Raw genomic sequence first — 24,878 nt, 5'->3', positions numbered from 1 at the left:
TTATACTTAATATTTTATTATAATTATTTCTTAAAATTTTTTTCTAAGTCTTTTAAGAATTCTGGCTGAACAATAATTTTGGTTTTTGCCCTTTGCGCCGCAATTGTAGAATTTAATATTTCCTCCGAAACACCATCTTTCAAATAGTCTTCAGCTTCCTTCTCAGTCATCTGAGTTGGTGGCAAAATAGAATCAATCGCGATCACTAAAGTTTTAGAACCCATTTTTGTGGTAAAAACCCCTTTTTTAAAAGGCACTTTGTATTTTGTGAAAACTTCCGCTGTTTGCGACATTTCACCATTTTCAAAATTTACTAAGTTTTGCTTTTTAGCATTTGTTTTACCTTCATACTTCTTTTTTAAAGAGTCCCAGTTTTTTGAATCGCTGATTTCTTTTGAAATTGAAGTCTCTAATGATTCATCAGTTGTAATGGCAACCCGGCCTTCTGCCCTACTTTCCCAAATATACTTGTTTTTATTTTTGTCATAATAAGAAGTAAGCAATTCTGGATGAGCGGTCATTTCTTTTTTTAAATAATTAGAAAAAATAAAATCAGAATATAGATTTCTTTTTACTGCATCTAAACTTGGTTTAACGTCACTTCTAGAAGCAAAATCTTGTGCGTAAGAATTATAGATAAATTGTGAATTGATGATAATCAGTAATTCTTTCCATTGTTCAGGATTCAATTTATCTGAATCTTTCACTTTCTCCGCAAGTAGTTGCTTTAAGTCATCTATTGTCAACTGATGATTGTTGTACGCGTATAAAACCGCAAGTGGTTTTTTTTCGGCTTCAAAACTTGCATAAGATTTCTCAACATTTCTATATTCCGCCGTCTCCTTATAAGCGGGCTGGGATTTCAAATAATCTATCAATGATTTCTGAACCAGTTCTGCATATTGAGACTTCATCATTTCCGACTGAAAAAAGTCTTTGTTTTTCTCCTCAGAATTATAAGGAGTAAGTGCGTAAATATTAAAAACAAAATATTTATCTGCGACTAAAACAGGCTCAGAATATTCGCCTGCTTTTTTACCTTGTAAAGCTGAATAAACTTCATCAGGTAAAGTAGGCGAACCCATTATTAATCCTCCGTTGTTTTTTTCTGCCTCAGAAAAACCATACAGTTTAGCAACTTCTTGAAATTTCTTACCGTTTTTTAAATCGCTGTAAATGTCACTTCTCATTTTAGCTGCATGTGTATCGTTTGGGTAAGAAATAGTTCCAAAAACCATATATCCTAAACTTGGCCTGCTATCTAAATACTGCGCAAAAGCAACTACTTTTGAAGTTTGGTATAATTTTGTGAAGCCGTTTTTTGGTAAAGTTTTGATAGAACTATACATCTCATTATCTAAACTTCCCGGTTTTACATAAAAAGCACCTGCAGATTTGTCCATGTATTTCTTCATGGCTTCTTCCATACTTATTTTTCCAGATTTTACATCATTATATATTTGACTGTAAGGCGTTTTGTCTTCTGGTTTTAACTCTTTAATAAAAACTAAAACTTTTCTTTCTACTTTATTATCAGTAATATATTTGGCTAAAAGTGGATCAATGACAGTTGCCGGTAAAAATAATTTATTTCGTAATTCTAACTCTTTTCCGCCTAATCCATTTCGAAAATAAGCCATTGTATCTGCCTTTTTCTCTTGTGCAAACTGTTGCAGCAAATAGAAATCCTGAATGGTTTTAACCGTTTTCTCAACACCTGAATTTTGAAGTCCGTACAAGTTATCTTTCTTAAAATTTGCTAAAGAAATACTGTCTTTGCCAACAATCATATATTGTGCAAAACAAAAATTTTGAATAGAAATAAGGAGTAAGAAAGCAATAATTTTTTTCATTAATTTTAATTTTATAAAGTCACTTCAAAAGAAGTTAATTTTCTAAACTCTTCAATTCTTAATTTCAAATCCTCGCTCGTCACATTTACCAAGCGGTCAGTTCCAAATTTCTCCACTGTAAATGATGCCATCGCGGAACCAACAATAATAGCAGATTTCATATTATCAAAACTGAAATCACCTGTTTTTGCTAAATGCGCCGCAAATCCGCCCGCGAAAGTATCTCCTGCGCCAGTTGGATCAAACACTTCCTCTAAAGGCAATGCAGGAATCGCAAATATTTTTCCTTCATGGAAAAGTAAAGCGCCGTGCTCTCCTTTTTTAATAATGACGAATTTTGGTCCTAATGTATGGATTTTCTGTGCGGCCTTTACCAAAGAATATTCTCCCGAAAGTTGACGTGCTTCTTCATCATTAATTGTAATAACGTCGGTTTTTGCCACCATTTCCATTAATAAATCCCAAGTAAGATCCATCCAAAAATTCATTGTATCAAGAATAACCAATTTTGGACGAGAATGCATTTTTTCTAAAACAGAAAGCTGAACAGCTGGATGAAGATTTCCTAATAATAAAACTTCGGCATCAGCTGAGTCTGCAGGAACTTTTGGATCAAAATTTTCCAAAACATTAAGTTCAGTAATTAACGTATCGCGGGTATTTAAGTCATTGTGATATTTACCTGACCAGAAAAATGTTTTACCGTCCTTAATGATTTCCACACCTTCGATGCCAATATTTTTTGCGGACAGCATATCCAAATATTCTTGCGGAAAATCACCTCCCACCACGGAAACTAAACTGACGTCTGTTTTTAACACTGCTGCGGAAAGCCCAATATAAGTTGCGGCACCGCCTAAAATTTTATCTGTTTTACCAAAAGGCGTTTCTATAGCGTCAAAAGCGACGGTTCCTACTGCGAGTAATTTCATATTCTTATAATTATTTAGCCAAGTCGTGGCTCGTTTTTTATTTCTTTTTTGCTGGATCTTTAGTTAATTTTTTCACTTTCCTGTCCCATATCACATTTTTGATTAATTTAAATCAGACTTATTTCCATTTAAAAGTTTCTATTATATGGAGCATATCTCTTTTAATATAATCTACGGCGGGCGCAAGCGAATCTGGTTTTGGTCTGGAATTAAAATATAAATTGGCTGTCAGAAAATGCTTTGTGCTATCTGTCACATAAAACTGAATGTTTGATGCAGACTGTCCTTTTAATTCGTAAAAATTACCAAACACTTTCTTTTCTGGATAGCTAAAAGACTTTGTATCAATTGAACTGGCTTTAATAGTATGTTCATAAACTAGCTTTTCGGCTTCTTTCACGTGTAAATTAAAATCATTATTTACCGGAAAATAGGTAATAAACACTTTGGCTTTCATTTTTGGATAATCAATGTAGAACCAACATGCTCTTTTCGCATCTTTTATTTGTGAAAATGTAGAATAATCAAATGTAAACGGACAGCTTGGGTTAAAATTTTGATAGTTGTGCGCTGGATATTCTAAACGTAATTCACCGCTCGGTTTAGGAAGCGGATCTTTCACGCAAGAGCTAAGTATCGAGATTAAACAAACAAACAATATGTTTTTAAACATTCGGCAAAAATAGTGATTTTTTTATTTCTAATTAATTGAATTTGTTTTAGAATAATTCACCTTGAAATGAAGCTTTATCTTCTAGTTTTTCTAAGTAATTCTGAAGAGGTTTTGGGAAAGACTTTTGCTTGGCCTCATATAAATCTATAATTTCAAAATTATTATCGGCCGCAAAATCTTTGAATAATTTTAAATCAGAAATTTGAACATCACTAATACTAATCTTTAGTTTTTTGTGTGTTAATTTATGAGCCACAACAGACACCCTTTTTATAAACTGTTCAAAATTTTCCGGAATTTCTGTAGAAAATTCATATAGTTTTTTCCAGATAAAATCGTCTTTTCTTCGTTTAGTAAGAAACTGACTATTATAATTTATAAAATAATAGGTTAATTCTAAATCTGTGATTTTCGTTTTTTTTGTTTTTAAAGGGAAATTATTAATAGTTCCGGATTGAAAAGCCAAGCAGTCATTATTTAATGGACAGACATCACAAAGTGGATTTTTTGGCTTGCAAATTTCAGAACCTAAATCCATTATTGCTTCATTAAAATCTCCAAATTTCTTCTCTGGCATCATCAAAAGTGCTAATTCTGAAAAATATTGGAAGGCTTTTCCGTTAGAAATATCAAAATTATCCGCAAAAAGTCGTGATAAAACACGGTAAAAGTTCCCATCGATTGCGGGATATTTTAAATCGAAAGAAATACTTGCAATCGCTGCAGCCGTATATTTTCCGACACCTTTTAAACTTAGAATTGAAGTATGATCTTCGGGGAATTTTCCCTTAAAATCTAACATGATCTGTTTTGAAGCTTTATGCAGGTTTAGAGCACGGGAGTAATATCCTAAACCTTTCCAATACAATAAAACCTCATCTTCATTAGCTTCCGCGAGACTTTTAACATTTGGGAATCTCTCCACAAATTTTAGGTAATGATTTAAACCTTGTTTTACTTGAGTTTGCTGCAAAAGAATTTCACAAATCCAAATTTTGTACGGATCTTTTGTTTTTCGCCACGGCAAATCCCGAGAATTTGTCTTGTACCAATTTAATAATTTACTACCAAGATGTAGAAAATCAGGCTTTTGTTTTTTTGCTTTCAAAAATAAGTTTTATATTTGCACACCAAAAATATAAACAAAAAAGGAAATGACAAAGGCAGAATTGGTAAACACCATCTCAAATAAATTAGGCGTAGAAAAGAACGACACGCAGAAAGTGATCGAAGCTTTCATGCAGGAGGTACGCACTTCTATGTATAATGGTGATAATGTTTATCTTAGAGGTTTCGGATCTTTTATTATTAAAACCAGAGCGGCGAAAACTGGCAGAAATATTTCTAAAAATACTGCTATAGAGATCCCAGCGCACAACATCCCAGCTTTTAAACCTTCCAAAACTTTTGTAGAGAAAATCAAAACAAAAGTACCAGTAAAATAAATTAATTTTAAACTTATAAATAACAGAAAATTATGCCAAGCGGAAAAAAAAGAAAGAGACATAAGGTAGCGACTCACAAAAGAAAAAAACGTAGAAGAGCAAATAGACACAAGAAAAAATAGGCTTTTCTTAAACCATATATAAATATAGTTGATGCAAATTTGCTGAAAATTTCATTGACTATATTTTTGTTTATACCCTATTTATTCAAATATATTTTAAAATATACCTGATTTTTTATTAATGAAGAAAGAACTTATCATATCACATGAAGGTGAATACACTAAAATCGCGCTTTTAGAAGAAGGCCGGTTGTTTGAACTTCATGAAGAGGAAATGAAAAGTGAATTTGTAGTAGGTGATCTTTTTTTAGGAAAAGTTAAAAAATTAGCACCAAATCTAAATGCTGCTTTTGTAAATATAGGCTATGAGAAAGATGCATTTCTGCATTACCAAGATCTTGGTCCAGAATACCTAACGTATTCTAGTTTTCTAAAAAATGTAATTACCAAAAAATTAGAAAATCCGAGTTTAAAGAATTTTCCTCTAGAAAAAGAAATTTTTAAGAATGGTCTAATCGACAAAGTATTATCTAAAGATGATACGGTTTTATTACAAATCACAAAAGAACCCATTTCTACGAAAGGCCCACGGATTTCTACCCAGATTTCACTTACCGGAAGATTTTTAGTTCTCATTCCATTTGATACCAAAGTTTCGATTTCAAAGAAAATTGAAGATTCTGCTGAAAAAATTCGACTTCGTACTTTAATAGAAAGTATTAAACCTGAAGGTTTTGGTGTAATTATCAGAACTGTGGCCGAAGGAAAAAAAGTGGCGGAACTTCACAATGATATGAATCAATTGGTTCAAAAGTGGGACGCGACTTTTAAAAACATTCAGAAAGCAAAAATTCCTTCTAAAATATTGAGCGAAGAAGATAAAGCCTCTTCTATTTTGCGGGATAATTTCAATGCAGATTTTGTCAACATTTTTTGTGACGATGAGCAGATGGTTTCGGATATGAAAAATTATCTGGAAGTAATTGCACCAGAACGCAAAAACATTGTCCAGTTCTACGATTCTCATGTTCCTCTAATGGAATATTATAATGTAGAAAAGCAACTGAAACAAAGTTTTGGAAAGCACGTCAATATTCCTAGTTCAAAAGGTGCATATCTTGTCATTGAGCATACAGAAGCACTTCATGTGATAGATGTAAACTCGGGGAACAATATTAATTCTAGCAAATCTGGTAATAGAGAACACGCACTTTATGTGAATAAAATGGCGGCAACAGAAATTGCTCGCCAACTTCGTTTGCGCGATATGGGCGGCATCATTGTAGTCGATTTTATCGATATGATAGACGCCAATCACCGCCGTGAACTATTTGACCATCTTCAAGAAGAAATGTTGCGAGATAAAGCGCGGCATAAAATTTTACCGCCAAGTAAATTTGGATTAATTCAAATTACAAGACAAAGAACCCGACCTGAAAAAGTCATAAAAACGCAGGAAGACAATCCGAACGAAAACGGTGAAATCCTTGCGCCAATAGTTATTGTAGAGCGTATGGAAGAAACCATTCGCAACATCATGCAGACCCAAAAAGGCAAACTTTATTTGCACGTTCACCCTTTTGTAGAGGCCTATCTTACCAAAGGAATTATGAGTATTCAAAACAAATGGTATTTAAAATACAAAAAATGGGTCACCATTATTCCGCGAGATTCTTACAAATATTTAGAATACAAACTTTTAAATAGCGACAAAAAAGAACTGGTCAGTTATTCAAATTAAATCTACTGAAACTTCCAAAATCTGGAAGTTTCTTTTATTTTGGAGCAACGCAATTTTCGCTTTCTTTCAAACTTAGTCCTGCTGTTCGCTCTATCTTTTTTGGCGCTCGCTTCGCTCGCACCAAAAAAGGATGCCGCTTCCATCTGGGCTATCTAGACTATATTTTTTTTCTTTTCGACCACTTATTTTTCTTATGTAAAATATTAATCGTAATATTGCAATGTATTAATATAATTAAAAATGGGAGTATCCAAAACCGAAATATTTACAGATGAACAAAATGAAATTTCTTTATTCGCAAAAGTTTTTGGGCATCCTGCACGGGTTTCTATTTTGCAGTATTTGTTTAAGATAAATTCTTGCGTTTGCGGAGATCTAGTAAATGAAATTGGATTAGCGCAACCTACTATTTCACAACATTTAAAAGAATTAAAATATTTAGGTTTGATTAAAGGAAACGTAGAAGGAACAAGCGTTTGCTATTGCATTAACAAAGAAAACTGGACAAAAATGAAGGAAACAATGTTGCAATTTTTAAATCAAGATATCTCTGAAACAGGAAATTGCTGCTAAAATAAATTTAAAATTATTAATCCTAAAATCGAAATAAAAAATATAAAAATGAAACTCTTAGAAATAAAAAATAAACTGAATGAATTGGAAACAATTTCATTTGAGTTGCCAAACGGCAAATTAGTTCCAAATCATTTTCATGTAACAGAAGTAGGGAAAATCACAAAACATTTTATTGATTGCGGCGGAACCGTTCGAAGTGAAGAAGTTATAAATTTTCAACTTTGGAATGCAAATGATTACGACCACAGATTGCATCCAAAAAAATTATTGCAGATCATTGAACTTTCAGAAAAAGCTTTTGAAATCGGAGATTTAGAAATCGAGGTAGAATATCAAGGAGAAACAATTGAGAAATTTGGATTAGATTTTAACGGAGAAAACTTTATTTTAACAGCAAAACAAACCGATTGTTTGGCTAAAGATAAATGCGGAATTCCTGCACAAAAATCAAAATTAAAGTTTTCAGAATTTCAAAAAGAAAATTCTTGTGAACCAGGAAGTGGTTGTTGCTAAAATATTAAAAAAAATGAAAACAGAAAAATCACCTCTATTTTCGTCAATAGATAAAGTAATCAAAGGTTTAAAACCAGAAACTATTTCAAACGAAAGAAAATTAATTTTACAACCATTAATTAAATTTATTCAAACAAAAGTTTCTAATAACTCAGAAATTCGTTTGAATTTTATTTGTACGCACAATTCCCGTAGAAGTCATTTATCGCAAGTCTGGGCACAAACTTTAGCCCATTATTTTAATATTAAAAATGTATTCTGCTATTCTGGCGGTACAGAAAATACGGCGCTTTTCCCGATGGTTACGCAAACTTTACAAAATTCAGGCTTTCAAATCAAAACTCTTTCGGACGGAAAAAATCCAATTTATTGCATTAAATATGCACAAAATGAACATCCTATAATCGGATTTTCAAAAAAATTAAATGATAATTTCAATCCAAAATCTGAGTTTGCAGCAATTTTGACTTGTAATTCCGCGAACGAAGCCTGCCCTATTGTTTTCGGCGCAGAAAAGAAAATCCCAATTACTTTTGAAGACCCAAAAGCATTTGACAATACGCCGCAGCAAGGCGAAAAATACAACGAAAGAAGTCTGCAGATCGCCACTGAATTATTTTATGTTTTCACTCAAATCAAGTCTTAAAAATGATAACAAAAAAATTAAGTTTCTTAGATAAAAATCTTACTCTGTGGATTTTTGTCGCCATGATTGTTGGTGTTGCAATTGGCTATTTCATTCCTTCTTTTCTGGTTTTCGTTAATAAATTCAATAGCGGGACAACCAACATTCCAATCGCGATTGGATTAATTTTGATGATGTATCCGCCTTTAGCAAAAGTAAATTATTCCCTATTGCCAAAAGTTTTTCGAAATACAAAAATCCTTTCCATTTCCTTAATTCTCAACTGGATAATTGGACCCCTTTTAATGTTTTTTTTAGCAATTACATTCTTACGAGATTACCCAGAATACATGGTTGGATTGATTTTAATTGGTCTGGCGCGTTGCATCGCAATGGTTTTGGTTTGGAATGATTTAGCCGAAGGAAGTAGTGAATATGGCGCAGGATTAGTGGCGCTGAATAGTATTTTCCAAGTTTTTGCATATAGTTTTTACGCCTGGATTTTCATAACGGTTCTTCCGCCTTACTTCGGTTTTAAAGGTGTAATCGTTGATATTTCCATCGGAAAAATCGCAGAAAGTGTCGCCATTTATTTAGGTATTCCTTTCGTTCTTGGAATTTTAAGTCGTATGATTTTGGTAAAACTTAAAGGCGAAGAATGGTACACTAAAAAATTTATTCCCACTATTTCACCAATGACATTAATTGCACTTTTATTTACAATTGTCATTATGTTTTCTTTAAAAGGCGAATTAATAGTAAAAATTCCACTAGATGTTTTAATTATCGCTGTTCCCTTACTTATCTATTTTACAATTATGTTTTTCATTGGATTTTTCGTTACAAAAGTAATGGGAGCGGAATATGATAAAACTGCAGCAGTTGCATTTACTGCGGCAGGAAATAATTTTGAATTGGCGATCGCGGTTGCCATTGCAGTTTTCGGCTTAAATTCTGGACAAGCATTTGCCGGCGTAATTGGTCCATTGGTAGAAGTTCCGGCTTTAATATTATTAGTAAGGGTTTCATTTTGGTTAAAGAAAAAATATTTTCCCATAAATCGCGGCTAAAAAGTCATTTCTTTCAAACTTGTGAAATGTTATATTTTAAAGATTTATTTATATTAGCATGTAAATAAAGTATGACATAAATGCTGCGAATATATCCAAATTTAGGCGGCTTTGTATAGTTTTGTGATACATATAAACAAGTTATCGGTCAGCATAAAAAACGGCACAGCACAAACAAACATGAACGACAGACATAAAAATGAACATAATTGAAATCCAAACACGTTTTAATCCGACACTAATAAAAGGAGTTGGTATTGCAAGTGTTTTGTTCTTCGGTGCGACTGGAATTTACGGAATTAAGAAACTGTTCGACAATAATGTGGGGTTGACAATTGACGACAGCGGAATTATTGACAACACAAACGCAACAAGCATCGGACTTATTAAATGGGCTGACATAATTGAAAAAAGAACCGAACAAGTTATGTCGACAAAGTTTTTACTCATTTTCACAAAAGACCCGAATGAAATTTTAGAAAAAGTAAGTAGAATGAAACGCAAACTAATGGCTGGAAATATGAAAATGTATGGAACGCCATTATCTATAACTTCCACGACTTTAAAATATAACTTTAACGCCTTGAAAAAATTATTAAAAGACAGACTAAATTAACAGCGAGAAAGAATACCGAACCGTTAACAGGACCTACCTAAAGGGCAGGGTTTCGTTTTTCAAAGACACATTTGTGGTTAATGGAAGTTTAGTTTTTCAAATTAAGTTTTGTGGTAAAAGTTCCGTCCTTCGGTTAGCTGCAAAACGTTAAAATTTTTTTCTACTTTATTTCCTAAAACATAATTTCTTAATTTTGTATTATGCAAATTTTTGGTCGAGACTTATTAGAAAGAATAAAAAAAGCCCAGTTGGAAGGCGAAAATGCACATGCCGTTTATTCGCCGCCTTACAGGGCCGTACTTTCTGAGCAAGAAATTTTAGCAAATAATCCAAAATTGGCGGCCGTCAATATTTTACTTTATTTAAAAGATAATACCTGGTATTTCCCCTTAATTGTCAGAAGCAAAAATGAACGCGACCGTCACAGTGGGCAAATTTCATTTCCTGGCGGTAAAAAAGAAGAATCTGACGAAAATTTTTCACGTACTGCCACACGTGAAACGTCGGAAGAAGTTGGGATTTCCGAACACTACATCAGGATAATTCGTGAGCTTTCGCCAATTTACATTCCTCCAAGTAATTTTTATGTACATGCTTTTGTATCCTACACCACCAAAAATCCGTCCTTTATTTTACAGGAAACCGAAGCCGTAGATTTAATAGAATTTCCTATAGAATCTTTATTAAATCTTTCTGAAAAACCCGAAATGAAAATCTTAAATTCTTCGCGTGGCGTGGAAGTTCCGGTTATCAATTTTGGTGGTCACCAGATTTGGGGCGCGACTTCTATGATATTAAGTGAATTCAGTTTATTGTTAAAAAATATGTAAATTTGCGCGTAATTTTAATTGATAAATGGCGAAGAAAAACATATTTACAGACGCTTTTGGAAATCTCTATATTCTAAAAAGACTCATCATTTTTGTTTTGGGAATGATTTCCTACAGAAGATTTAATGGGTTTAATAAACTGAAAATAACCGGTACAGAAAATTTAGTAGATCTACCGGACAGTAATGTTTTATTTGTGTCAAATCACCAAACTTATTTTGCGGATGTTGCAGCAATGTATCACGCTTTTTGTTCCGTTAATAATGGCTATTTAAACTCAATTAAAAATCCAATTTATTTACTCAATCCTAAAGTTGATTTTTATTATGTTGCGGCGGAAGAAACCATGAATAAAGGAATTCTATCTAGAATATTTAAATTAGCCGGTGCAATTACGGTGAAAAGAACCTGGCGCACGGAAGGTCACAATGTGAACCGAATGGTAGATTTAACAGAGATTGAAAACATTATGAAAGCGTTAGATAATGGCTGGGTCATTACTTTTCCACAAGGTACCACTTCGGCTTTTGCACAAGGCAGAAAAGGCACGGCCAAATTAGTTAAGAATCAAAAACCAATTGTAATTCCCATAAAAATAAACGGTTTTAGACGGGCTTTTGACAAAAAAGGATTGAAAATAAAAGTGACTGGCGTGAAACCAACCATGGAATTCAAAAAACCGCTTGATATAGATTATGAAAAAGATGACGCGCAAACAATTTTAAATAAAATCATGCACGGCATTGAACAGACGGACGATTTTAATATTTTACACGATTACGAACAGGAATTGAAAGCAGGTAAAATGTCTGACACTAAACCTAAAATATTTCCTTACTAATATCGAAAATTCAAACAGAGAAAAAATTCATTTAAAATAAATTAATTTTGAGGACCCATTTTATTGCAATCGGCGGAAGCGCTATGCACAATCTAGCCATCGCATTAAAAGATAAAGGATTTGAAGTTAGCGGTTCCGACGATGCTATTTTTGAACCTTCAAAATCCCGACTTAGCAAAAAAAATATTTTACCAACAAAATTAGGTTGGTTTCCAGAAAAAATAACCTCAGATTTAGATGCAGTCATTCTTGGGATGCACGCTAGAATTGATAATCCGGAACTTTTAAGAGCAAAAGAATTAGGTTTGAAAATTTATTCATACCCCGAATTTCTTTACGAACAGTCTAAAAATAAAACGCGCGTCGTCATTGGCGGTTCTCACGGGAAAACTACCATTACTTCAATGATTTTGCATGTTTTAAATTTCCACCATAAAAACATCGACTATATGGTTGGTGCCCAGCTGGAAGGTTTTGATTGTATGGTTAAAATCACCGATGATACTGATTTTATGATTCTGGAAGGCGATGAATATTTGTCGTCACCTATCGATCTGCGTTCAAAATTTTTGCTTTATTTACCAAATATTGCTTTGCTTTCCGGCATTGCATGGGATCACATAAATGTGTTTAAAACTTTTGATGATTATATAGAACAATTTAGAAAATTCGTTGCAAGCATAATTCCTGGTGGCGTTTTGGTTTATAATGAAGAAGATGAAGAAGTCGTAAAAGTGATTGAAAGTTCAACTAATTTTTTCAGAAAAATTCCTTATAAAACACCAGATTATAAAATTTCTGACGGTAAAGTTTTTTTAAAAACAAATATGGGCGAAATTCCATTATCCGTTTTTGGGAAACATAATTTATTAAATCTAGAAGGCGCGCGATTTATTTGCCAACAATTGGGCATTATGGAAGAAGAATTTTATGAAGCAATCATGAGTTTTAAAGGCGCTTCGAAGCGTTTAGAAAAAATTGAAAGATTAGATAAAGGTATTTTATATAAAGATTTTGCACATGCACCAAGTAAAGTAAAAGCAGTGGTAAATGCATTTTGCGAACAATTTACAGCAGAAAAAAAATATGGGTTTTTAGAACTTCATACCTACTCTAGTTTGAATCCTGTTTTTTTAGAGCAATATGATTCTGCTTTGAATGGTTTAGAAGAAGCAATCGTTTTCTACGATGAAGAAGCATTGAAAATCAAAAGAATGGACGCTATTTCTGCAGATTTTATTAAAGAAAAATTTAAAAATAAAGATTTAAAAGTCTTTACAAACGCCGAAGATCTACATCAATACTGGGAAACATTAGATAAAACGAAAGGCGTTTTTCTGATGATGAGTTCAGGTAATTTTGGTGGTTTGGATTTGGTATGATTGGGTTTAGGAATTAATTTTTATTAATAAATCTTCTTCAAATTTTTTCAAATCATTATTTAAACTATTATTAATTCTATTTCCAATCCATTTTTTAAAGTTATTTTCAAGATTAATTTTAAGCTTGCAATTAAGGTAAATAATTTGATCTTCGCAGAAATTCAACACATGATTTAATTTAACATTATCTGAATCAATATCAATAAAATGAATTAAGCTTATGTATTCTGAATGTGCATAATTTGAAAATAAACGCCAAAAAGTAACAAAAGATTCCTCATTCAAATCTGTTTTATCAAAATAACTTACTTTATCAAAAATTTTAGTAGGAATTTTTTTTATTTTTTCATCAATGAAATATTCATTTAATTTTATTTCAGACTGAAGAAAATCCTTTCTAATGGATTCATCGTTTTTAATTTCCTCGAATTTTTTAATATTTTTTGGCGTGTATTTGCTTCTATTATGTAAACCACAGTACTCATATAGCAAATATCTGTAACATTTTTGTTGATAATCAATATTTTCGAAATGTAAATAATAGTTTATTAAATAATTTTCATTTAATAATCTCATTAAAGAAAATATCGAATTTATTTCAGGATGTTCATTTTCTATTAATTTAATAATAGTTTTTGACACTAAAATTTGTTTGTTTGATATTAAAATTAAAAATCTTTGATTATCTATGTCGGAAATATTTTCATTCTCTAATATTTCTAAATAATTGTCAATAATTGTATTCAATTGAAAAAGTAATTTATCTTCATCCATTATTTACTATATTTATTTATTAAAAAAATCCCAAACCACTTTTCCTTTCACTTTTCCTAAAATCTCTTCTAAAGTTTCGACATTAGATTCTTTCACGCGCTTTACAGATTTTAATTTATTTAAAAGCAATTCTATTGTTTTCTCACCAACGCCGGGAATTTCTTCCAATTCAGATTTTATAGTAGAATTTGTGCGGCGCGCTCGGTGATGCTTTACGCCAAAACGGTGAGATTCATCTCGCACGCGTTGCAAAATTTTTAAAGTTTCAGAAGATTTATCCAAATATAATGGAATAGAATCTTCAGGAAAATAGATTTCTTCCAGACGTTTTGCAATTCCGATGATGGTAATTTTGCCATAAAGTCCTAATAATTTTAAACTTTTCACGGCCGAACTTAGTTGCCCTTTTCCGCCATCTATTAAAATTAATTGCGGTAGATCTTCACCCTCATCCAGCATTCTTCGGTATCTTCGGTAAATGACTTCTTCCATACTCGCAAAATCATCCGGACCAACCACTGTTTTTATATGGAAAATCCGATAGTCTTTTTTAAAGGCTTTTCCATCCCGAAAAACAACACAAGCACCGACAGGATTTGTGCCTTGAATATTAGAATTGTCAAAACCTTCGATGTGTCGCGGTTCTGCGGGCATTCTCAATAACTTCTGCATTTCCGCCATAATGCGGTTTGTGTGTCTTTCTGGATCAATAATTTGAACCTGTTTTAATTTTTCAATTCTATATTCCTTCGCATTTTTCTCAGATAATTCCAAAATTCTTTTTTTATCGCCCATTTTCGGAACAAAGATTTTCGCATTCGGGATTTCTACAGAAAGATGAAAAGGCAACAGAATTTCTTTAGAAGTGGATTCAAATTTTTGACGAATTTCAATTAAAGCCTCTTCCATAATATCTTCATCACTTTCCTCCAGAATTTTCTTAATTTCTGTGGTGTAAGACTGAATAATATTTCCGTTTCGTATTTTAAAGTAATTAATATAGGCTGCCGATTCATCACTCGTCATCCCGAAAACATCGACATCATCAATATTTGGGTTTACAACCGTGTGTCTAACGCGATAATTGTCCAAAGTTTCTAACCGTTCTTTAATATTTTGCGCATTTTCAAACTCCAGATTTTGTGCAAATTTCTGCATTTGGATTTCCAAATAATTAGTTGCCAATTTAAAATCGCCTTTTACAATTCCACGTATCGCTTCAATTTTATGATCATAATCGGCCTCACTTTCGAACATTTCGCACGGGGCCTCACAATTTTTAATGTGGTATTCCAGACAAACTTTGTATTTTCCTTCAGCAATTTTATTTGGTGATAAATTTAAATTGCAGGTCCGGATTTTATAAATATGCTTAATAATGTCTAATAAAACCCTTGCTGGGCGAACTTTTGCATAAGGCCCATAATATTCTGAGCCGTCTTTTATTTTGTTTCTGGTAAGAAATATTCGCGGAAAATGTTCGTTCTTTATGACAATGTAAGGATAAGATTTATCATCTTTCAGCATTACATTATAAAATGGCTTTTGCTCTTTTATTAAATTATTTTCTAACAAAAGAGCGTCATATTCACTGTTTACAACGGTCGTTTCTAAACGATCTATTTTAGAAATCATCGTTCTTGTTCTAAAACCAACCTGATTTTTATTAAAATAAGACAATACCCTTTTCTTTAGATTTTTAGCTTTTCCAACATAAAGTAATTTACCACTTTTGTCGTAATATCGGTAAACGCCAGGATCGGAGGGCAAAGTCTGAAGTTGTAATGCGAGCGCTTCTTTCATCTAACAAAAATAAGGATTTTAATAAAGAAGATTTGCGTAAAATATTAAATAAAGATTACGTAAATATGATTTAAAAAATCAATATGTGACAATATTTCCGAAAAAATAATATTCTATCTGACATTAATTTGATTTAAAAGAAAATTTTGTTGAAAATATAAATGGCATAATTATAGTCAAAATCAGAATAGAACTTTAAAAAAATATATAAATATGTCAGTAAATTTTAGACCAATTGCAGACCGCGTTTTAATAGAACCGACCGCTGCTGAAACAAAAACAGCCTCAGGAATCATTATTCCAGATACCGCAAAGGAAAAACCTCAAGAAGGCACTGTACTTGCAGTAGGTAACGGTAATGTAGATGAGCCAATGACTGTAAAAGTTGGCGATAAAGTACTTTATGGAAAATACGCTGGATCAGAATTAAAAATTAACGGTACAGATTATTTAATTGTAAAAGAATCTGATATTTTAGGAATTTTAGGATAAAATGAGCTGATACTTTTAAAAAGTACAGCCAAACAGCTTTAAATAATTAAATAAATAAACTTAAATACTTTGTAGTTCTTACATCGTATAAAAATCCAAATAAAATGGCAAAAGAAATTAAATTTGACATAGATAGTAGAGACGCTTTAAAAAGAGGTGTTGACGCTTTAGCAAACGCAGTAAAAGTAACATTAGGGCCAAAAGGTAGAAATGTTGTAATTGAAAAATCTTACGGTGCGCCACACGTTACAAAAGACGGTGTTTCTGTAGCAAAAGAAATAGAATTAGCAGACCGTGTGGAAAATATGGGTGCGCAAATGGTGAAAGAAGTCGCTTCTAAAACCAATGATATTGCCGGTGACGGTACAACTACTGCAACAGTTTTAGCACAGGCGATTGTTCGTGAAGGTTTGAAAAACGTTGCCGCAGGAGCCAATCCAATGGATTTGAAAAGAGGAATTGACAAAGCAGTAAAAGCAGTTGTTGAAAATCTAAAATCTCAATCTCAAGAAGTTGGGAATGAATCAGAAAAAATTAAACAAGTAGCCTCAGTTTCTGCAAATAATGACGAAACTATCGGCACTTTGATCGCTGAAGCCTTTGGAAAGGTAGGTAAAGAAGGTGTAATTACTGTTGAAGAAGCAAAAGGAATTGACACAACAGTTGACGTAGTTGAAGGAATGCAATTTGACAGAGGTTACCAGTCACCTTATTTTGTCACTAATCCAGAGAAAATGATTGCAGAATTAGAAAATCCATATATTTTATTAGTAGAGAAAAAAATCTCTTCAATGAAAGATTTATTACCGATTTTAGAACCGGTTGCGCAATCTGGTAAAGCACTGTTAATTATCTGTGAAGAAGTTGAAGGTGAAGCATTAGCAACTTTAGTAGTGAATAAATTAAGAGGTTCACTTAAAATCGCGGCTGTAAAAGCACCAGGATTTGGTGACAGAAGAAAAGCATTACTAGAAGATATCGCAACTTTAACTGGTGGAACTGTAATTTCTGAAGACAGAGGTTTCACAATGGAGAACGTAACCTTAGAAATGCTTGGAACTGCAGAGAAAATTACCATTGATAAAGAAAATACGACAATTGTAAACGGTGCAGGTGAAGAAAGCTTGATTAAAGGCAGAGTAAACCAAATTAAAGCGCAGATAGAAACCACAACTTCTGATTACGATAAGGAAAAATTACAGGAAAGATTAGCTAAATTAGCTGGTGGTGTTGCAGTTCTTTATATTGGTGCAGCTTCAGAAATTGAAATGAAAGAGAAAAAAGACCGTGTAGATGATGCACTTCACGCTACGAGAGCAGCTGTTGAAGAAGGTATCGTTGCTGGTGGTGGTGTTGCTTTAGTTCGTGCAATAAAAGCGATTAACGTAGAAGGTGCAAACCAAGATGAAAATACAGGTATAAAAATCATTAAACGTGCTATTGAAGAGCCTTTAAGACAAATTGTAACTAACGCTGGTGGCGAAGGTTCAGTTGTAGTAGCGAAAGTTGCAGAAGGTTCTGGTGATTATGGTTTTAATGCGAAAACAGACGAATATTGCAACATGTTTGAGGCAGGAATTATCGATCCTACAAAAGTGGTTCGTGTGGCTCTAGAAAATGCAGCTTCCGTTGCGGGAATGCTTTTGACAACTGAATGTGTGATCACAGAAGTTCCGAAAGAAGATCCAGCAATGCCAAATATGGGCGGTGGAATGCCAGGAATGATGTAAGAAAAATCTTCGTGATTTATAAAAATCCGCTCAAGCAATTGAGCGGATTTTTTTATACTTTTTTTCAAGGTTATATTATAAATAAATTCTTTTCCGTATTTTTAACTATATTTAACGAATAAAAACTAAACACCATGAAAAAAATCCTTTTATTAGCGGGAAGCTTCTATATTCTAAATATAAGTGCACAGCAAACTATCTCGCAAGATAATATGACAGACATTTCTTCGCAAAAAATGAATATTATTAAAACAAATATTACGGCTTATGTCTTTAAAAATATAAACCTAACTTACGAAAGGTCGATTAATAGATGGTTTTCCATAAACGCGGGATTTGGAATAGTTCCCCAAGGAAAGGTCCCCTTTTTAAACTCATTTTTAGCCGAAAAAGATAGAAAGAAATTAGAAAATTTAGAAGTTAAAGCTTCCAATTACACCTTAGAATCCCGCTTTTATATCGGAAAAGGCTACGGGAAAGGATTTTATTTCGCACCTTATTACAGATATTCCAAAATCACTTCCAATACTTTTGATTTTGTTTATGATTACCAGCCGGTAACCGGTGTTACTTATGAAATTCCTTTGAAGGGCTTTGGAAATACCAATGGAAATAGTGGTGGACTAATGATTGGCTCTCAATTTTTTCTCACTAAAAGTCAAAATCTAGTTTTAGATTTTTGGATCGCGGGTGCGCATTATGGATCTGGAAAAGGAATTTTTGATCTTACAACAGACCAAACACTTTCCCCAGAAATGCAGGCACAATTGAAAAGAGAAATTGAAAATTTAAACGTACCTTTTATAAGGTACACAGTCCAGACAAATCCTCATGGCGCGCATATAGATGTAAGCGGACCTTGGGCGGGATTTCGAAGTGGTTTATCTTTAGGATTTAGATTTTAAAATAACAGACCGTTCTATATTGAACGGTTTTTTTAGGGGCAAAAGGTTTTTTTATTCGCTATCGATAATATTCACAATCGCCACTCTACTTTATTGCCAGAAAAAAGAATTTATGACTTCTTCAATTATTAAAAAATCAGACAAGAAAATTAGTATTAAAAGGAATTTAGATTCTACAAAAATCGCAAGAATAAATCATTATTTAAGTCACAGTATTGCGACTGCAGAAAATATTGAAAATCAAATAAAATATGGCAAAGCAAAATTCATTTCGTTTGGTATAGCAGACCAAGATTTTAGAAAATTTAAAGAAAATACGGTATTGATTTAAAAACTGAAGGTTGCGTTATTGATTATTTTTCCTCAAAAAGAGCCAAACTAAACAATACTTTTTTAGCACAATACCTAACAAATAAGTATGGTAAAACCTGGAAAAAAGATCTGCTTTCTAAACCTTTCGGCTTAGATAATATTTAAAAAAATAAAGCCAGATAAGTTACTAAGTGAAACGTCTTTACAAACTAAATTGATGAGCAATTTCAAAAAAATCTTTATCAGCTTTCCATTAAAATAATAAAAATCTAAACCTCTTCTTCAACCTGCAATTGTCCTTGATACAATTTCGAATAATAGCCTCGTTCTGATAAAAGTTCCTGATGTGTTCCTGCTTCCACAATTTTACCACTATCCATCACGATAATTTTATCAGCATTTACTATTGTTGAAAGTCTGTGTGCGATAATAATTGAAGTTCGGTTTTTTGTGATTTTTTCAGTTGCTTTCTGAATTAATTTTTCACTTTCAACATCAACGGAAGACGTTGCTTCATCTAAAATTAAAATTTTAGGATCAGAAAGATAAGCGCGCAAAAATGACAATAGTTGTCTTTGACCAAGAGAAATCGAAGAACCACGCTCACTCACCACAAATTCATAGCCGCCGGGTAAACTCTCAATAAAATCATCCACTTCAATATCCTTTGCAATCGCTTTAATTTTTTCCAGCGTCACACTTTCATCGCCGAAAGAAAGATTTTCAAACACCGTTCCGTGGAAGAGAAAAACATCTTGTAAAACAACACCGATATGTTCCCTTAAATTATAAAGTTCGTAATCTTTTAAATTGACATCGTCGAGCAAGATCTTACCAGAATTAATATCATACAATCTTGTAATTAAACTAATAATAGTTGATTTTCCTGCTCCTGTCGCGCCGACGATCGCAACAGTCTCGCCCGGATTTACAGTAAAACTAATACCTTTTAAAACTTCCTGTTTTTCATCGTAAGAAAAATAAACATTTTTAAATTCTATTTTTCCATCAAAAGTATTTTTAACAATTTTTCCAGTATTTGGCATTTCAAAATTCTCATCCATAACACCCAAAACTCTTTCTGCGCCAACTAATCCTCTTTGAATATTATTAAAACGATCTGCAATTTGTCTTAAGGGACGAATTAACATTGAAATATATTGAATAAACGCGATTATTTCACCCGGGAAAATTTTTATATAACCGCCGTAAAATAAAATTAATCCGATAAAAACTGAGGAAATCAATTCCACAACCGGGAAAAATAAAGAGAAAATATAGACAGTTCTAAGAAGTGCACTTTTTAAGCTGATATTTATGTCATCAAACTTTTTAAATTCTGCATCCTGTCGGTTAAAAACCTGAATAATTGACATTCCAGATAATCTTTCCTGCACGAAACTATTTTGAGTTGCCGTCCATGTACGCTCATCACCAAACGCTTTTTTCAATCTCTTCTGGAAAAACCGTGTGATCACAACCATTAAAGGTAAAATCGCCAGAGAAATATAACTTAGATGAACATTCACCAAAAACATCGCCACTAGAACGAAAATAATTCGTAGAACATCCCCAAAAACCATTAAAAAGCCGTCGGTGTAAACTGTCGAAATTGTTTCAACATCACTTACTGCTCGAGTTACTAACTGACCAATTGGTGTTTTATCAAAAAAAGAAGTTTTAAAATAAATTAATTTATGATAAAGACGTTCCCGAATGTCTCGGATAACGTTTTGAGAAATAAAATTCGAAAAGTAGACCAAGAAAAAATTGAGAATAGATTCCGCAAAAACTAGCGCGATTAAAATATAAATATGCGGCATGAGTTTCGAAAAATCCTTCGATTTCATGATATCCTGATCCACAATATTCATCGTAAGATAGGGTCTGTAAGTGGAAACAATCGCCAAAAGAATAGAAATTATCAGCGTAAAAATAAACCACGATCGGAATTTCATCCCAATTACGAAAAGCCTTTTCAAAATACTACCCGTGCTCTGTTCTTTCATTGGCGCAAAGTTACGCAAAGAATCAAACTTTCACAATTGACGGAATCTATATTTTTTTTCAAAAAAAAGCAAATTAAGTCTTAAAATCATAGCCAACATCCATCAAAAAAAGTCCTTGAGGCGGAGCAGAAGTTCCTGCTAAATTTCTGTTTTTTGCTAAAATAATCTCATTGAAATCTTCCAAAGAAATTTTTCCCGCCCCAAGATCAACCATCGTTCCAACTATTGCACGCACCATATTTCGCAAAAAACGATCCGCAGAAATCGCGAATTTTAGTTCATTTTCCTTTTGTTCCCAAACGGCCTTATAAATTTTGCAATTATTGGTTTTATTATCAGCGTGTAATTTTGCAAAACTAGTAAAATCTGTAGTCTCAAAAAGCATTTTGCAGCCTTCATTCATTTTCTCAACATCAATTTTTCCGCGCCGGATCTGCCAAGAAAAATCGGTTGTGAAAGGATTTTTTTCTAAAGAAATACAATATTCATAAGTTCGGAAAGTCGCATCAAACCGCGCATGAAAATCATTTTTAACCTTAAAAATTTTCTTCACAGCAATATCTTCCGGCAGTAGACTATTTAATCGGTAAACAAAATTTACTTCCAAAATTTCTGCAGTCTCAAAGTGCGCAAACATCTTTTTTGCATGCACGCCCGTGTCAGTTCTTCCTGCGCCCACAATTTTTATTTCAGCACGAAGTTTTGTCGAAAGCGCATTTTCCAGAACTTCCTGCACAGAAATTTCGCGAGGCTGTCTTTGGTAGCCAAAATAATTTTTTCCGAAATAACTGAATTCAATAAAATAACGCTGCATTTTGCAAATTTATGAAAAATTAGAAGCAACTAATTTGTATTTTTTACGAAGACTCGTCCTGCTTTCCACTATATCTTTTCATTTTTTAAGAAAAAATAAAAAGGATGCCGTTCCAATCAGGGCTAAAAATTTTATTTATCTTCTCTTTCGACTTAGGAAACGGAACCGTTACGAAAATTAAAATTTTGACCGTTAAAAAATTTCCACTGTTTGAGTGGCGGCGAAAAACAAACAACTCAGAAAACAATTAAACTTTCCGCCCGAGTTTGGAAATTTTAGGGCAAAGGTTTAATTTTTAGGTGAGTTTCCAGTCTTGAATTTTTGGTTCTTTTGCTTCAAGGCAAAAGAACAGAATAATAAAAAGAAATTTTTAAGATTCAAAAAAAATATCTCAACTTTGAAGCAATGAAAATTCTCCTGCTTTCCGATACGCATTCTCATATGGACGACCGTATTTTAGACTATGCAAATAACGCCGATGAAATATGGCACGCCGGCGATTTTGGTAATTTGGAAGTCTTGGAAAGTTTAGAAAAAATAAAACCATTTCGCGGCGTTTACGGCAATATTGACGATGAAAAAATCAGAAAAATTGTTCCTGAAGTTTTGAGTTTTAAATGTGAAGAAGTTTCTGTTTTGATGATACACATCGGCGGTTATCCAAACCGCTACTCTGCTTTGGCAAAAATTGAAATTGAAAAGCAGAAACCTCAACTTTTTATTTCCGGACATTCGCATATTTTAAAAGCGATGTATGACAAAAAATATAATTTGCTGCACCTAAATCCTGGTGCTTGCGGAAAACAAGGATGGCATAAAGTGCGAACGATGATGCAGTTTGAAATCAATAGCGACAAAATTGAGAATTTAAATATTATAGAATTAGGCGGTCGATAAAATATGTTTTAATTGTCAGTTGAAAATGCAACTCTTGGTTCTTGTCTCTAAAAAAATATGAAAAAAGGCGATTTAATTTCAGTATTGGATGAAACAACTACAGGGAAAATTATTTCTGTGGGAAAAGATTTTGTCCTAATTGAAGATGAATTTGGCTTTGAACATTCCATTGAAATTTCAAAAATCATCCCTAGAGAAGGTCACTTATATGAGAAATCTGCAATCTCAATAAAAGATGATTTAAAGAAAACGACAAGCAAAAAAAATTCTGACAATAGCCGAGTTATTGATTTACATTTTGAAAAATTAGTAAAAAATTCGGCAGAATATTCTGCTTGGGAACGTCTGGAAATCCAGAAAGAAACATTGATTAGTAATTTAGATTATTGCAAGAAAAATTATATCAAAAAATTAAACATCATTCACGGCATTGGTGACGGCATTTTACAAAATTTAGTTTACGATTATCTGCGCGGCTATAGCGGTATTCAATATGAAGAAGACGACTTTTTCTTCCACAGTTCGGGAAATGTCTGGGTGACATTTCTTTAAAACTTCTTGAATTTCAATTATTATAATAAATGAGTATTTGGTAAAATTTTGATAAATTTGCACTTTATGCAGAAATTAAAATTACTTTTCACAAAAGACGGCTTGCAGTATCATCTGACCAATTATAAAACGGTTTTAGAAGATCATTTTTATTTTATGGACGAAGAGTCGCCCGAAAATTTTATCGCAGAAAATTTAAATACAGTCCTTGAAAAAAATGATTTTCAGGAAATACAAGTTATTTCAGCTTTGAACCATTTTGCGCTAATGCCGGAAGAATTTACGCAACATGAACTGGGTTACAAATTAATTTCATACAACGCTTCAGTAAACGAAAACGAGGAAGAATTAATGCTTTCTGTTAATAAAAAATATGGCCTTCAGTTTTATTACACGTTCCCAAAAGAATTTTATCAAAAAATTAAATCTTTAGAAAAATCTGTAAATTTTAATTTTTCAGGCGAGAAATTTTTAAATTCTATTTCGTCAAAAAAGAAATACGAAATTCACATTCATCTTTACCACCATCAGTGTGAATTCATTGCTGTCAATGACAAAAAATTAGTTTTATATAATAATTTAGATCTAAATTCAGAGGTTGATTTTCTTTATTTTATTATGTTTACTTTAAATAAAATAAATTTTTCAATTACGGATACGCACTTTTTTGTTTATGGTGAAACGACTGAAAATGAAACATTTATATCAGAATTAAGAAAATTTGTAAAGCATTTATCAATTAAATTTGATAATCTTCACAAACACAATTTTATCTTAAATTAGATTTTTAATAGTCGTTACGGCTAACAAAGTAACCCTTTGTTTTTGAAGACTTAATCTAAATTTATAATCTATTAATTAAAAAATATGTACAGAATAATAGCAGGAAAATGGAAAGCCAAAAAAATTTCTGCACCAAAAAATTTCGATGTTCGCCCTACCACAGATTTCGCGAAAGAAGCACTTTTTAGTATTTTACAAAATAAATTTGAGTTTGAATTCTGTTCTGTTTTAGATTTATTTTGCGGTATTGGAAGCGTTAGTTTAGAATTTGCTTCTCGCGATTGTAAAGATGTTACATCGATCGATAATAATGCAAAACATGTCGGTTTTATCAACTCAACATCGGCAGAATTAGATTTGTCTTCACAAATAAGAACGATGCGCGCCGATGTTTTTGAATATATCAGGAAGAACAAAGCGCAGAAATCTTACGATATTATTTTTGCAGATCCCCCTTTTGAGACGGAAGAAAAAAAATATGAAGAAATCATAAATGGTATTTTCAATAATGCTTTTTTAAAACCAACTGGACTTTTTATTCTCGAACATCAAAGTAAAATAAAGTTTGAAAACGAACATTTACAAGACACCCGAAAATATGGAAATGTGAGTTTTAGTTTTTTTAAATATGCCGAAAAATAATTTTTG

At 32.5% G+C, this 24,878-nt stretch carries 27 protein-coding genes; 19 read left to right on the top strand and 8 right to left on the bottom strand.

Annotation, left to right across the window (positions count from 1 at the left end; translation table 11 throughout):
- Positions 1-23 precede the first annotated feature (23 nt).
- From ACVBED_RS02270 to mutY, 4 genes are all read right to left on the bottom strand, one after another.
- Positions 24-1,853, bottom strand: coding sequence for a peptidylprolyl isomerase (locus tag ACVBED_RS02270; RefSeq protein WP_447120957.1), 1,830 nt, complete (start codon positions 1,851-1,853; stop codon positions 24-26).
- Between the two features lie 11 nt (positions 1,854-1,864).
- Positions 1,865-2,785 carry a PfkB family carbohydrate kinase gene (locus ACVBED_RS02265; protein ID WP_447120956.1) on the bottom strand — a complete coding sequence of 307 codons (921 nt, stop codon included), beginning with the start codon at positions 2,783-2,785 and terminating at the stop codon, positions 1,865-1,867.
- Positions 2,786-2,903: 118 nt separating this feature from the next.
- The gene (gldD, locus tag ACVBED_RS02260) at positions 2,904-3,458 is read right to left on the bottom strand and encodes a gliding motility lipoprotein GldD (RefSeq protein WP_447120954.1); all 555 of its coding nucleotides are present in this window, start codon (positions 3,456-3,458) and stop codon (positions 2,904-2,906) included.
- A 46-nt stretch (positions 3,459-3,504) separates the two neighbouring features.
- On the bottom strand, positions 3,505-4,566 hold the full coding sequence (gene mutY, locus ACVBED_RS02255) for an A/G-specific adenine glycosylase (RefSeq protein WP_447120952.1): 1,062 nt from the start codon (positions 4,564-4,566) through the stop codon (positions 3,505-3,507).
- A 46-nt stretch (positions 4,567-4,612) separates the two neighbouring features.
- Here mutY and ACVBED_RS02250 point away from each other — a divergent pair, with 46 nt between their 5' ends.
- From ACVBED_RS02250 to ACVBED_RS02205, 10 genes are all read left to right on the top strand, one after another.
- A complete protein-coding gene (locus ACVBED_RS02250) occupies positions 4,613-4,903 on the top strand; it encodes an HU family DNA-binding protein (protein ID WP_090082143.1) in 291 nt (96 codons plus the stop codon).
- A gap of 243 nt (positions 4,904-5,146) precedes the next feature.
- Positions 5,147-6,706 carry an Rne/Rng family ribonuclease gene (locus tag ACVBED_RS02245; protein ID WP_447120951.1) on the top strand — a complete coding sequence of 520 codons (1,560 nt, stop codon included), beginning with the start codon at positions 5,147-5,149 and terminating at the stop codon, positions 6,704-6,706.
- Positions 6,707-6,946: 240 nt separating this feature from the next.
- Positions 6,947-7,279 carry an ArsR/SmtB family transcription factor gene (locus tag ACVBED_RS02240; protein WP_447120950.1) on the top strand — a complete coding sequence of 111 codons (333 nt, stop codon included), beginning with the start codon at positions 6,947-6,949 and terminating at the stop codon, positions 7,277-7,279.
- Between the two features lie 48 nt (positions 7,280-7,327).
- A complete protein-coding gene (locus tag ACVBED_RS02235) occupies positions 7,328-7,795 on the top strand; it encodes a DUF6428 family protein (RefSeq protein WP_447120948.1) in 468 nt (155 codons plus the stop codon).
- A 13-nt stretch (positions 7,796-7,808) separates the two neighbouring features.
- A complete protein-coding gene (locus ACVBED_RS02230; protein ID WP_447120946.1) occupies positions 7,809-8,441 on the top strand; it encodes a low molecular weight phosphatase family protein in 633 nt (210 codons plus the stop codon).
- A gap of 2 nt (positions 8,442-8,443) precedes the next feature.
- A complete protein-coding gene (arsB, locus tag ACVBED_RS02225) occupies positions 8,444-9,490 on the top strand; it encodes an ACR3 family arsenite efflux transporter (protein WP_447120945.1) in 1,047 nt (348 codons plus the stop codon).
- A gap of 199 nt (positions 9,491-9,689) precedes the next feature.
- Positions 9,690-10,106: an STM3941 family protein gene (locus tag ACVBED_RS02220; RefSeq protein WP_447120944.1), complete on the top strand. Its 417-nt coding sequence runs from the start codon at positions 9,690-9,692 to the stop codon at positions 10,104-10,106.
- Between the two features lie 200 nt (positions 10,107-10,306).
- On the top strand, positions 10,307-10,936 hold the full coding sequence (locus tag ACVBED_RS02215) for an NUDIX hydrolase (protein ID WP_447120943.1): 630 nt from the start codon (positions 10,307-10,309) through the stop codon (positions 10,934-10,936).
- 25 nt (positions 10,937-10,961) lie between these two features.
- On the top strand, positions 10,962-11,777 hold the full coding sequence (locus ACVBED_RS02210) for a lysophospholipid acyltransferase family protein (RefSeq protein ID WP_447120942.1): 816 nt from the start codon (positions 10,962-10,964) through the stop codon (positions 11,775-11,777).
- Positions 11,778-11,824: 47 nt separating this feature from the next.
- Positions 11,825-13,159 (top strand): UDP-N-acetylmuramate--L-alanine ligase, encoded by a 1,335-nt coding sequence (locus ACVBED_RS02205; protein WP_473094415.1) that lies wholly within the window; start codon positions 11,825-11,827, stop codon positions 13,157-13,159.
- Between the two features lie 6 nt (positions 13,160-13,165).
- Here the strand turns inward: ACVBED_RS02205 and ACVBED_RS02200 are convergent, their stop codons facing one another.
- The gene (locus ACVBED_RS02200) at positions 13,166-13,933 is read right to left on the bottom strand and encodes a DUF5677 domain-containing protein (protein ID WP_447120941.1); all 768 of its coding nucleotides are present in this window, start codon (positions 13,931-13,933) and stop codon (positions 13,166-13,168) included.
- 12 nt (positions 13,934-13,945) lie between these two features.
- A complete protein-coding gene (gene uvrC / locus ACVBED_RS02195; RefSeq protein WP_473094414.1) occupies positions 13,946-15,736 on the bottom strand; it encodes an excinuclease ABC subunit UvrC in 1,791 nt (596 codons plus the stop codon).
- A gap of 213 nt (positions 15,737-15,949) precedes the next feature.
- On the opposite strand from uvrC, the gene ACVBED_RS02190 reads away from it, so the two are divergent.
- From ACVBED_RS02190 to ACVBED_RS02170, 5 genes are all read left to right on the top strand, one after another.
- A complete protein-coding gene (locus tag ACVBED_RS02190; RefSeq protein ID WP_447120939.1) occupies positions 15,950-16,228 on the top strand; it encodes a co-chaperone GroES in 279 nt (92 codons plus the stop codon).
- Between the two features lie 104 nt (positions 16,229-16,332).
- A complete protein-coding gene (gene groL / locus ACVBED_RS02185) occupies positions 16,333-17,958 on the top strand; it encodes a chaperonin GroEL (RefSeq protein ID WP_447120938.1) in 1,626 nt (541 codons plus the stop codon).
- Between the two features lie 134 nt (positions 17,959-18,092).
- Positions 18,093-18,863 (top strand): DUF3575 domain-containing protein, encoded by a 771-nt coding sequence (locus ACVBED_RS02180; protein WP_447120937.1) that lies wholly within the window; start codon positions 18,093-18,095, stop codon positions 18,861-18,863.
- Between the two features lie 112 nt (positions 18,864-18,975).
- Positions 18,976-19,194, top strand: coding sequence for a hypothetical protein (locus ACVBED_RS02175; protein WP_447120936.1), 219 nt, complete (start codon positions 18,976-18,978; stop codon positions 19,192-19,194).
- The gene (locus ACVBED_RS02170; RefSeq protein ID WP_447121152.1) at positions 19,185-19,340 is read left to right on the top strand and encodes an FEKKY domain-containing protein; all 156 of its coding nucleotides are present in this window, start codon (positions 19,185-19,187) and stop codon (positions 19,338-19,340) included. The genes ACVBED_RS02175 and ACVBED_RS02170 overlap by 10 nt, the downstream gene beginning before the upstream one ends.
- A 104-nt stretch (positions 19,341-19,444) precedes the next feature.
- On the opposite strand, the gene ACVBED_RS02165 is transcribed toward ACVBED_RS02170, so the two are convergent.
- Both ACVBED_RS02165 and truA read right to left on the bottom strand, forming a co-directional pair.
- Positions 19,445-21,184, bottom strand: a complete 1,740-nt coding sequence (locus ACVBED_RS02165; protein WP_447120935.1) for an ABC transporter ATP-binding protein — start codon at positions 21,182-21,184, stop codon at positions 19,445-19,447.
- Positions 21,185-21,257: 73 nt separating this feature from the next.
- A complete protein-coding gene (gene truA, locus ACVBED_RS02160) occupies positions 21,258-21,998 on the bottom strand; it encodes a tRNA pseudouridine(38-40) synthase TruA (RefSeq protein ID WP_447120934.1) in 741 nt (246 codons plus the stop codon).
- A gap of 405 nt (positions 21,999-22,403) precedes the next feature.
- Here truA and ACVBED_RS02155 point away from each other — a divergent pair, with 405 nt between their 5' ends.
- The 4 genes from ACVBED_RS02155 to rsmD all read left to right on the top strand — a co-directional run bounded on the left by ACVBED_RS02155 (position 22,404) and on the right by rsmD (position 24,872).
- Complete coding sequence (locus ACVBED_RS02155) at positions 22,404-22,895, top strand: metallophosphoesterase family protein (RefSeq protein WP_447120933.1); 492 nt, start codon at positions 22,404-22,406, stop codon at positions 22,893-22,895.
- A 57-nt stretch (positions 22,896-22,952) separates the two neighbouring features.
- Positions 22,953-23,447, top strand: a complete 495-nt coding sequence (locus tag ACVBED_RS02150) for a Smr/MutS family protein (RefSeq protein ID WP_447120932.1) — start codon at positions 22,953-22,955, stop codon at positions 23,445-23,447.
- 66 nt (positions 23,448-23,513) lie between these two features.
- The gene (locus ACVBED_RS02145) at positions 23,514-24,230 is read left to right on the top strand and encodes a DUF3822 family protein (RefSeq protein WP_447120931.1); all 717 of its coding nucleotides are present in this window, start codon (positions 23,514-23,516) and stop codon (positions 24,228-24,230) included.
- 84 nt (positions 24,231-24,314) lie between these two features.
- The gene (gene rsmD / locus ACVBED_RS02140; RefSeq protein WP_473094413.1) at positions 24,315-24,872 is read left to right on the top strand and encodes a 16S rRNA (guanine(966)-N(2))-methyltransferase RsmD; all 558 of its coding nucleotides are present in this window, start codon (positions 24,315-24,317) and stop codon (positions 24,870-24,872) included.
- Positions 24,873-24,878: the final 6 nt, after the last annotated feature.

It is taken from the genome of Halpernia sp. GG3 (assembly GCF_052976925.2).
This window is presented reverse-complemented; position numbering and strand designations above follow the sequence as displayed.

Excerpts from the sequence above, each read along its gene's own strand:
- ACVBED_RS02270 (WP_447120957.1), bottom strand. The coding sequence starts at position 1,853 with ATGAAAAAAATTATTGCTTTCTTACTCCTTATTTCTATTCAAAATTTT.
- ACVBED_RS02265 (WP_447120956.1), bottom strand. The coding sequence starts at position 2,785 with ATGAAATTACTCGCAGTAGGAACCGTCGCTTTTGACGCTATAGAAACG.
- gldD (WP_447120954.1), bottom strand. The coding sequence starts at position 3,458 with ATGTTTAAAAACATATTGTTTGTTTGTTTAATCTCGATACTTAGCTCT.
- ACVBED_RS02250 (WP_090082143.1), top strand. The coding sequence starts at position 4,613 with ATGACAAAGGCAGAATTGGTAAACACCATCTCAAATAAATTAGGCGTA.
- ACVBED_RS02245 (WP_447120951.1), top strand. The coding sequence starts at position 5,147 with ATGAAGAAAGAACTTATCATATCACATGAAGGTGAATACACTAAAATC.
- ACVBED_RS02240 (WP_447120950.1), top strand. The coding sequence starts at position 6,947 with ATGGGAGTATCCAAAACCGAAATATTTACAGATGAACAAAATGAAATT.
- ACVBED_RS02235 (WP_447120948.1), top strand. The coding sequence starts at position 7,328 with ATGAAACTCTTAGAAATAAAAAATAAACTGAATGAATTGGAAACAATT.
- ACVBED_RS02230 (WP_447120946.1), top strand. The coding sequence starts at position 7,809 with ATGAAAACAGAAAAATCACCTCTATTTTCGTCAATAGATAAAGTAATC.
- arsB (WP_447120945.1), top strand. The coding sequence starts at position 8,444 with ATGATAACAAAAAAATTAAGTTTCTTAGATAAAAATCTTACTCTGTGG.
- ACVBED_RS02220 (WP_447120944.1), top strand. The coding sequence starts at position 9,690 with ATGAACATAATTGAAATCCAAACACGTTTTAATCCGACACTAATAAAA.
- ACVBED_RS02215 (WP_447120943.1), top strand. The coding sequence starts at position 10,307 with ATGCAAATTTTTGGTCGAGACTTATTAGAAAGAATAAAAAAAGCCCAG.
- ACVBED_RS02210 (WP_447120942.1), top strand. The coding sequence starts at position 10,962 with ATGGCGAAGAAAAACATATTTACAGACGCTTTTGGAAATCTCTATATT.
- ACVBED_RS02200 (WP_447120941.1), bottom strand. The coding sequence starts at position 13,933 with ATGGATGAAGATAAATTACTTTTTCAATTGAATACAATTATTGACAAT.
- uvrC (WP_473094414.1), bottom strand. The coding sequence starts at position 15,736 with ATGAAAGAAGCGCTCGCATTACAACTTCAGACTTTGCCCTCCGATCCT.
- ACVBED_RS02190 (WP_447120939.1), top strand. The coding sequence starts at position 15,950 with ATGTCAGTAAATTTTAGACCAATTGCAGACCGCGTTTTAATAGAACCG.
- groL (WP_447120938.1), top strand. The coding sequence starts at position 16,333 with ATGGCAAAAGAAATTAAATTTGACATAGATAGTAGAGACGCTTTAAAA.
- ACVBED_RS02180 (WP_447120937.1), top strand. The coding sequence starts at position 18,093 with ATGAAAAAAATCCTTTTATTAGCGGGAAGCTTCTATATTCTAAATATA.
- ACVBED_RS02175 (WP_447120936.1), top strand. The coding sequence starts at position 18,976 with ATGACTTCTTCAATTATTAAAAAATCAGACAAGAAAATTAGTATTAAA.
- ACVBED_RS02165 (WP_447120935.1), bottom strand. The coding sequence starts at position 21,184 with ATGAAAGAACAGAGCACGGGTAGTATTTTGAAAAGGCTTTTCGTAATT.
- truA (WP_447120934.1), bottom strand. The coding sequence starts at position 21,998 with ATGCAGCGTTATTTTATTGAATTCAGTTATTTCGGAAAAAATTATTTT.
- ACVBED_RS02155 (WP_447120933.1), top strand. The coding sequence starts at position 22,404 with ATGAAAATTCTCCTGCTTTCCGATACGCATTCTCATATGGACGACCGT.
- ACVBED_RS02150 (WP_447120932.1), top strand. The coding sequence starts at position 22,953 with ATGAAAAAAGGCGATTTAATTTCAGTATTGGATGAAACAACTACAGGG.
- ACVBED_RS02145 (WP_447120931.1), top strand. The coding sequence starts at position 23,514 with ATGCAGAAATTAAAATTACTTTTCACAAAAGACGGCTTGCAGTATCAT.
- rsmD (WP_473094413.1), top strand. The coding sequence starts at position 24,315 with ATGTACAGAATAATAGCAGGAAAATGGAAAGCCAAAAAAATTTCTGCA.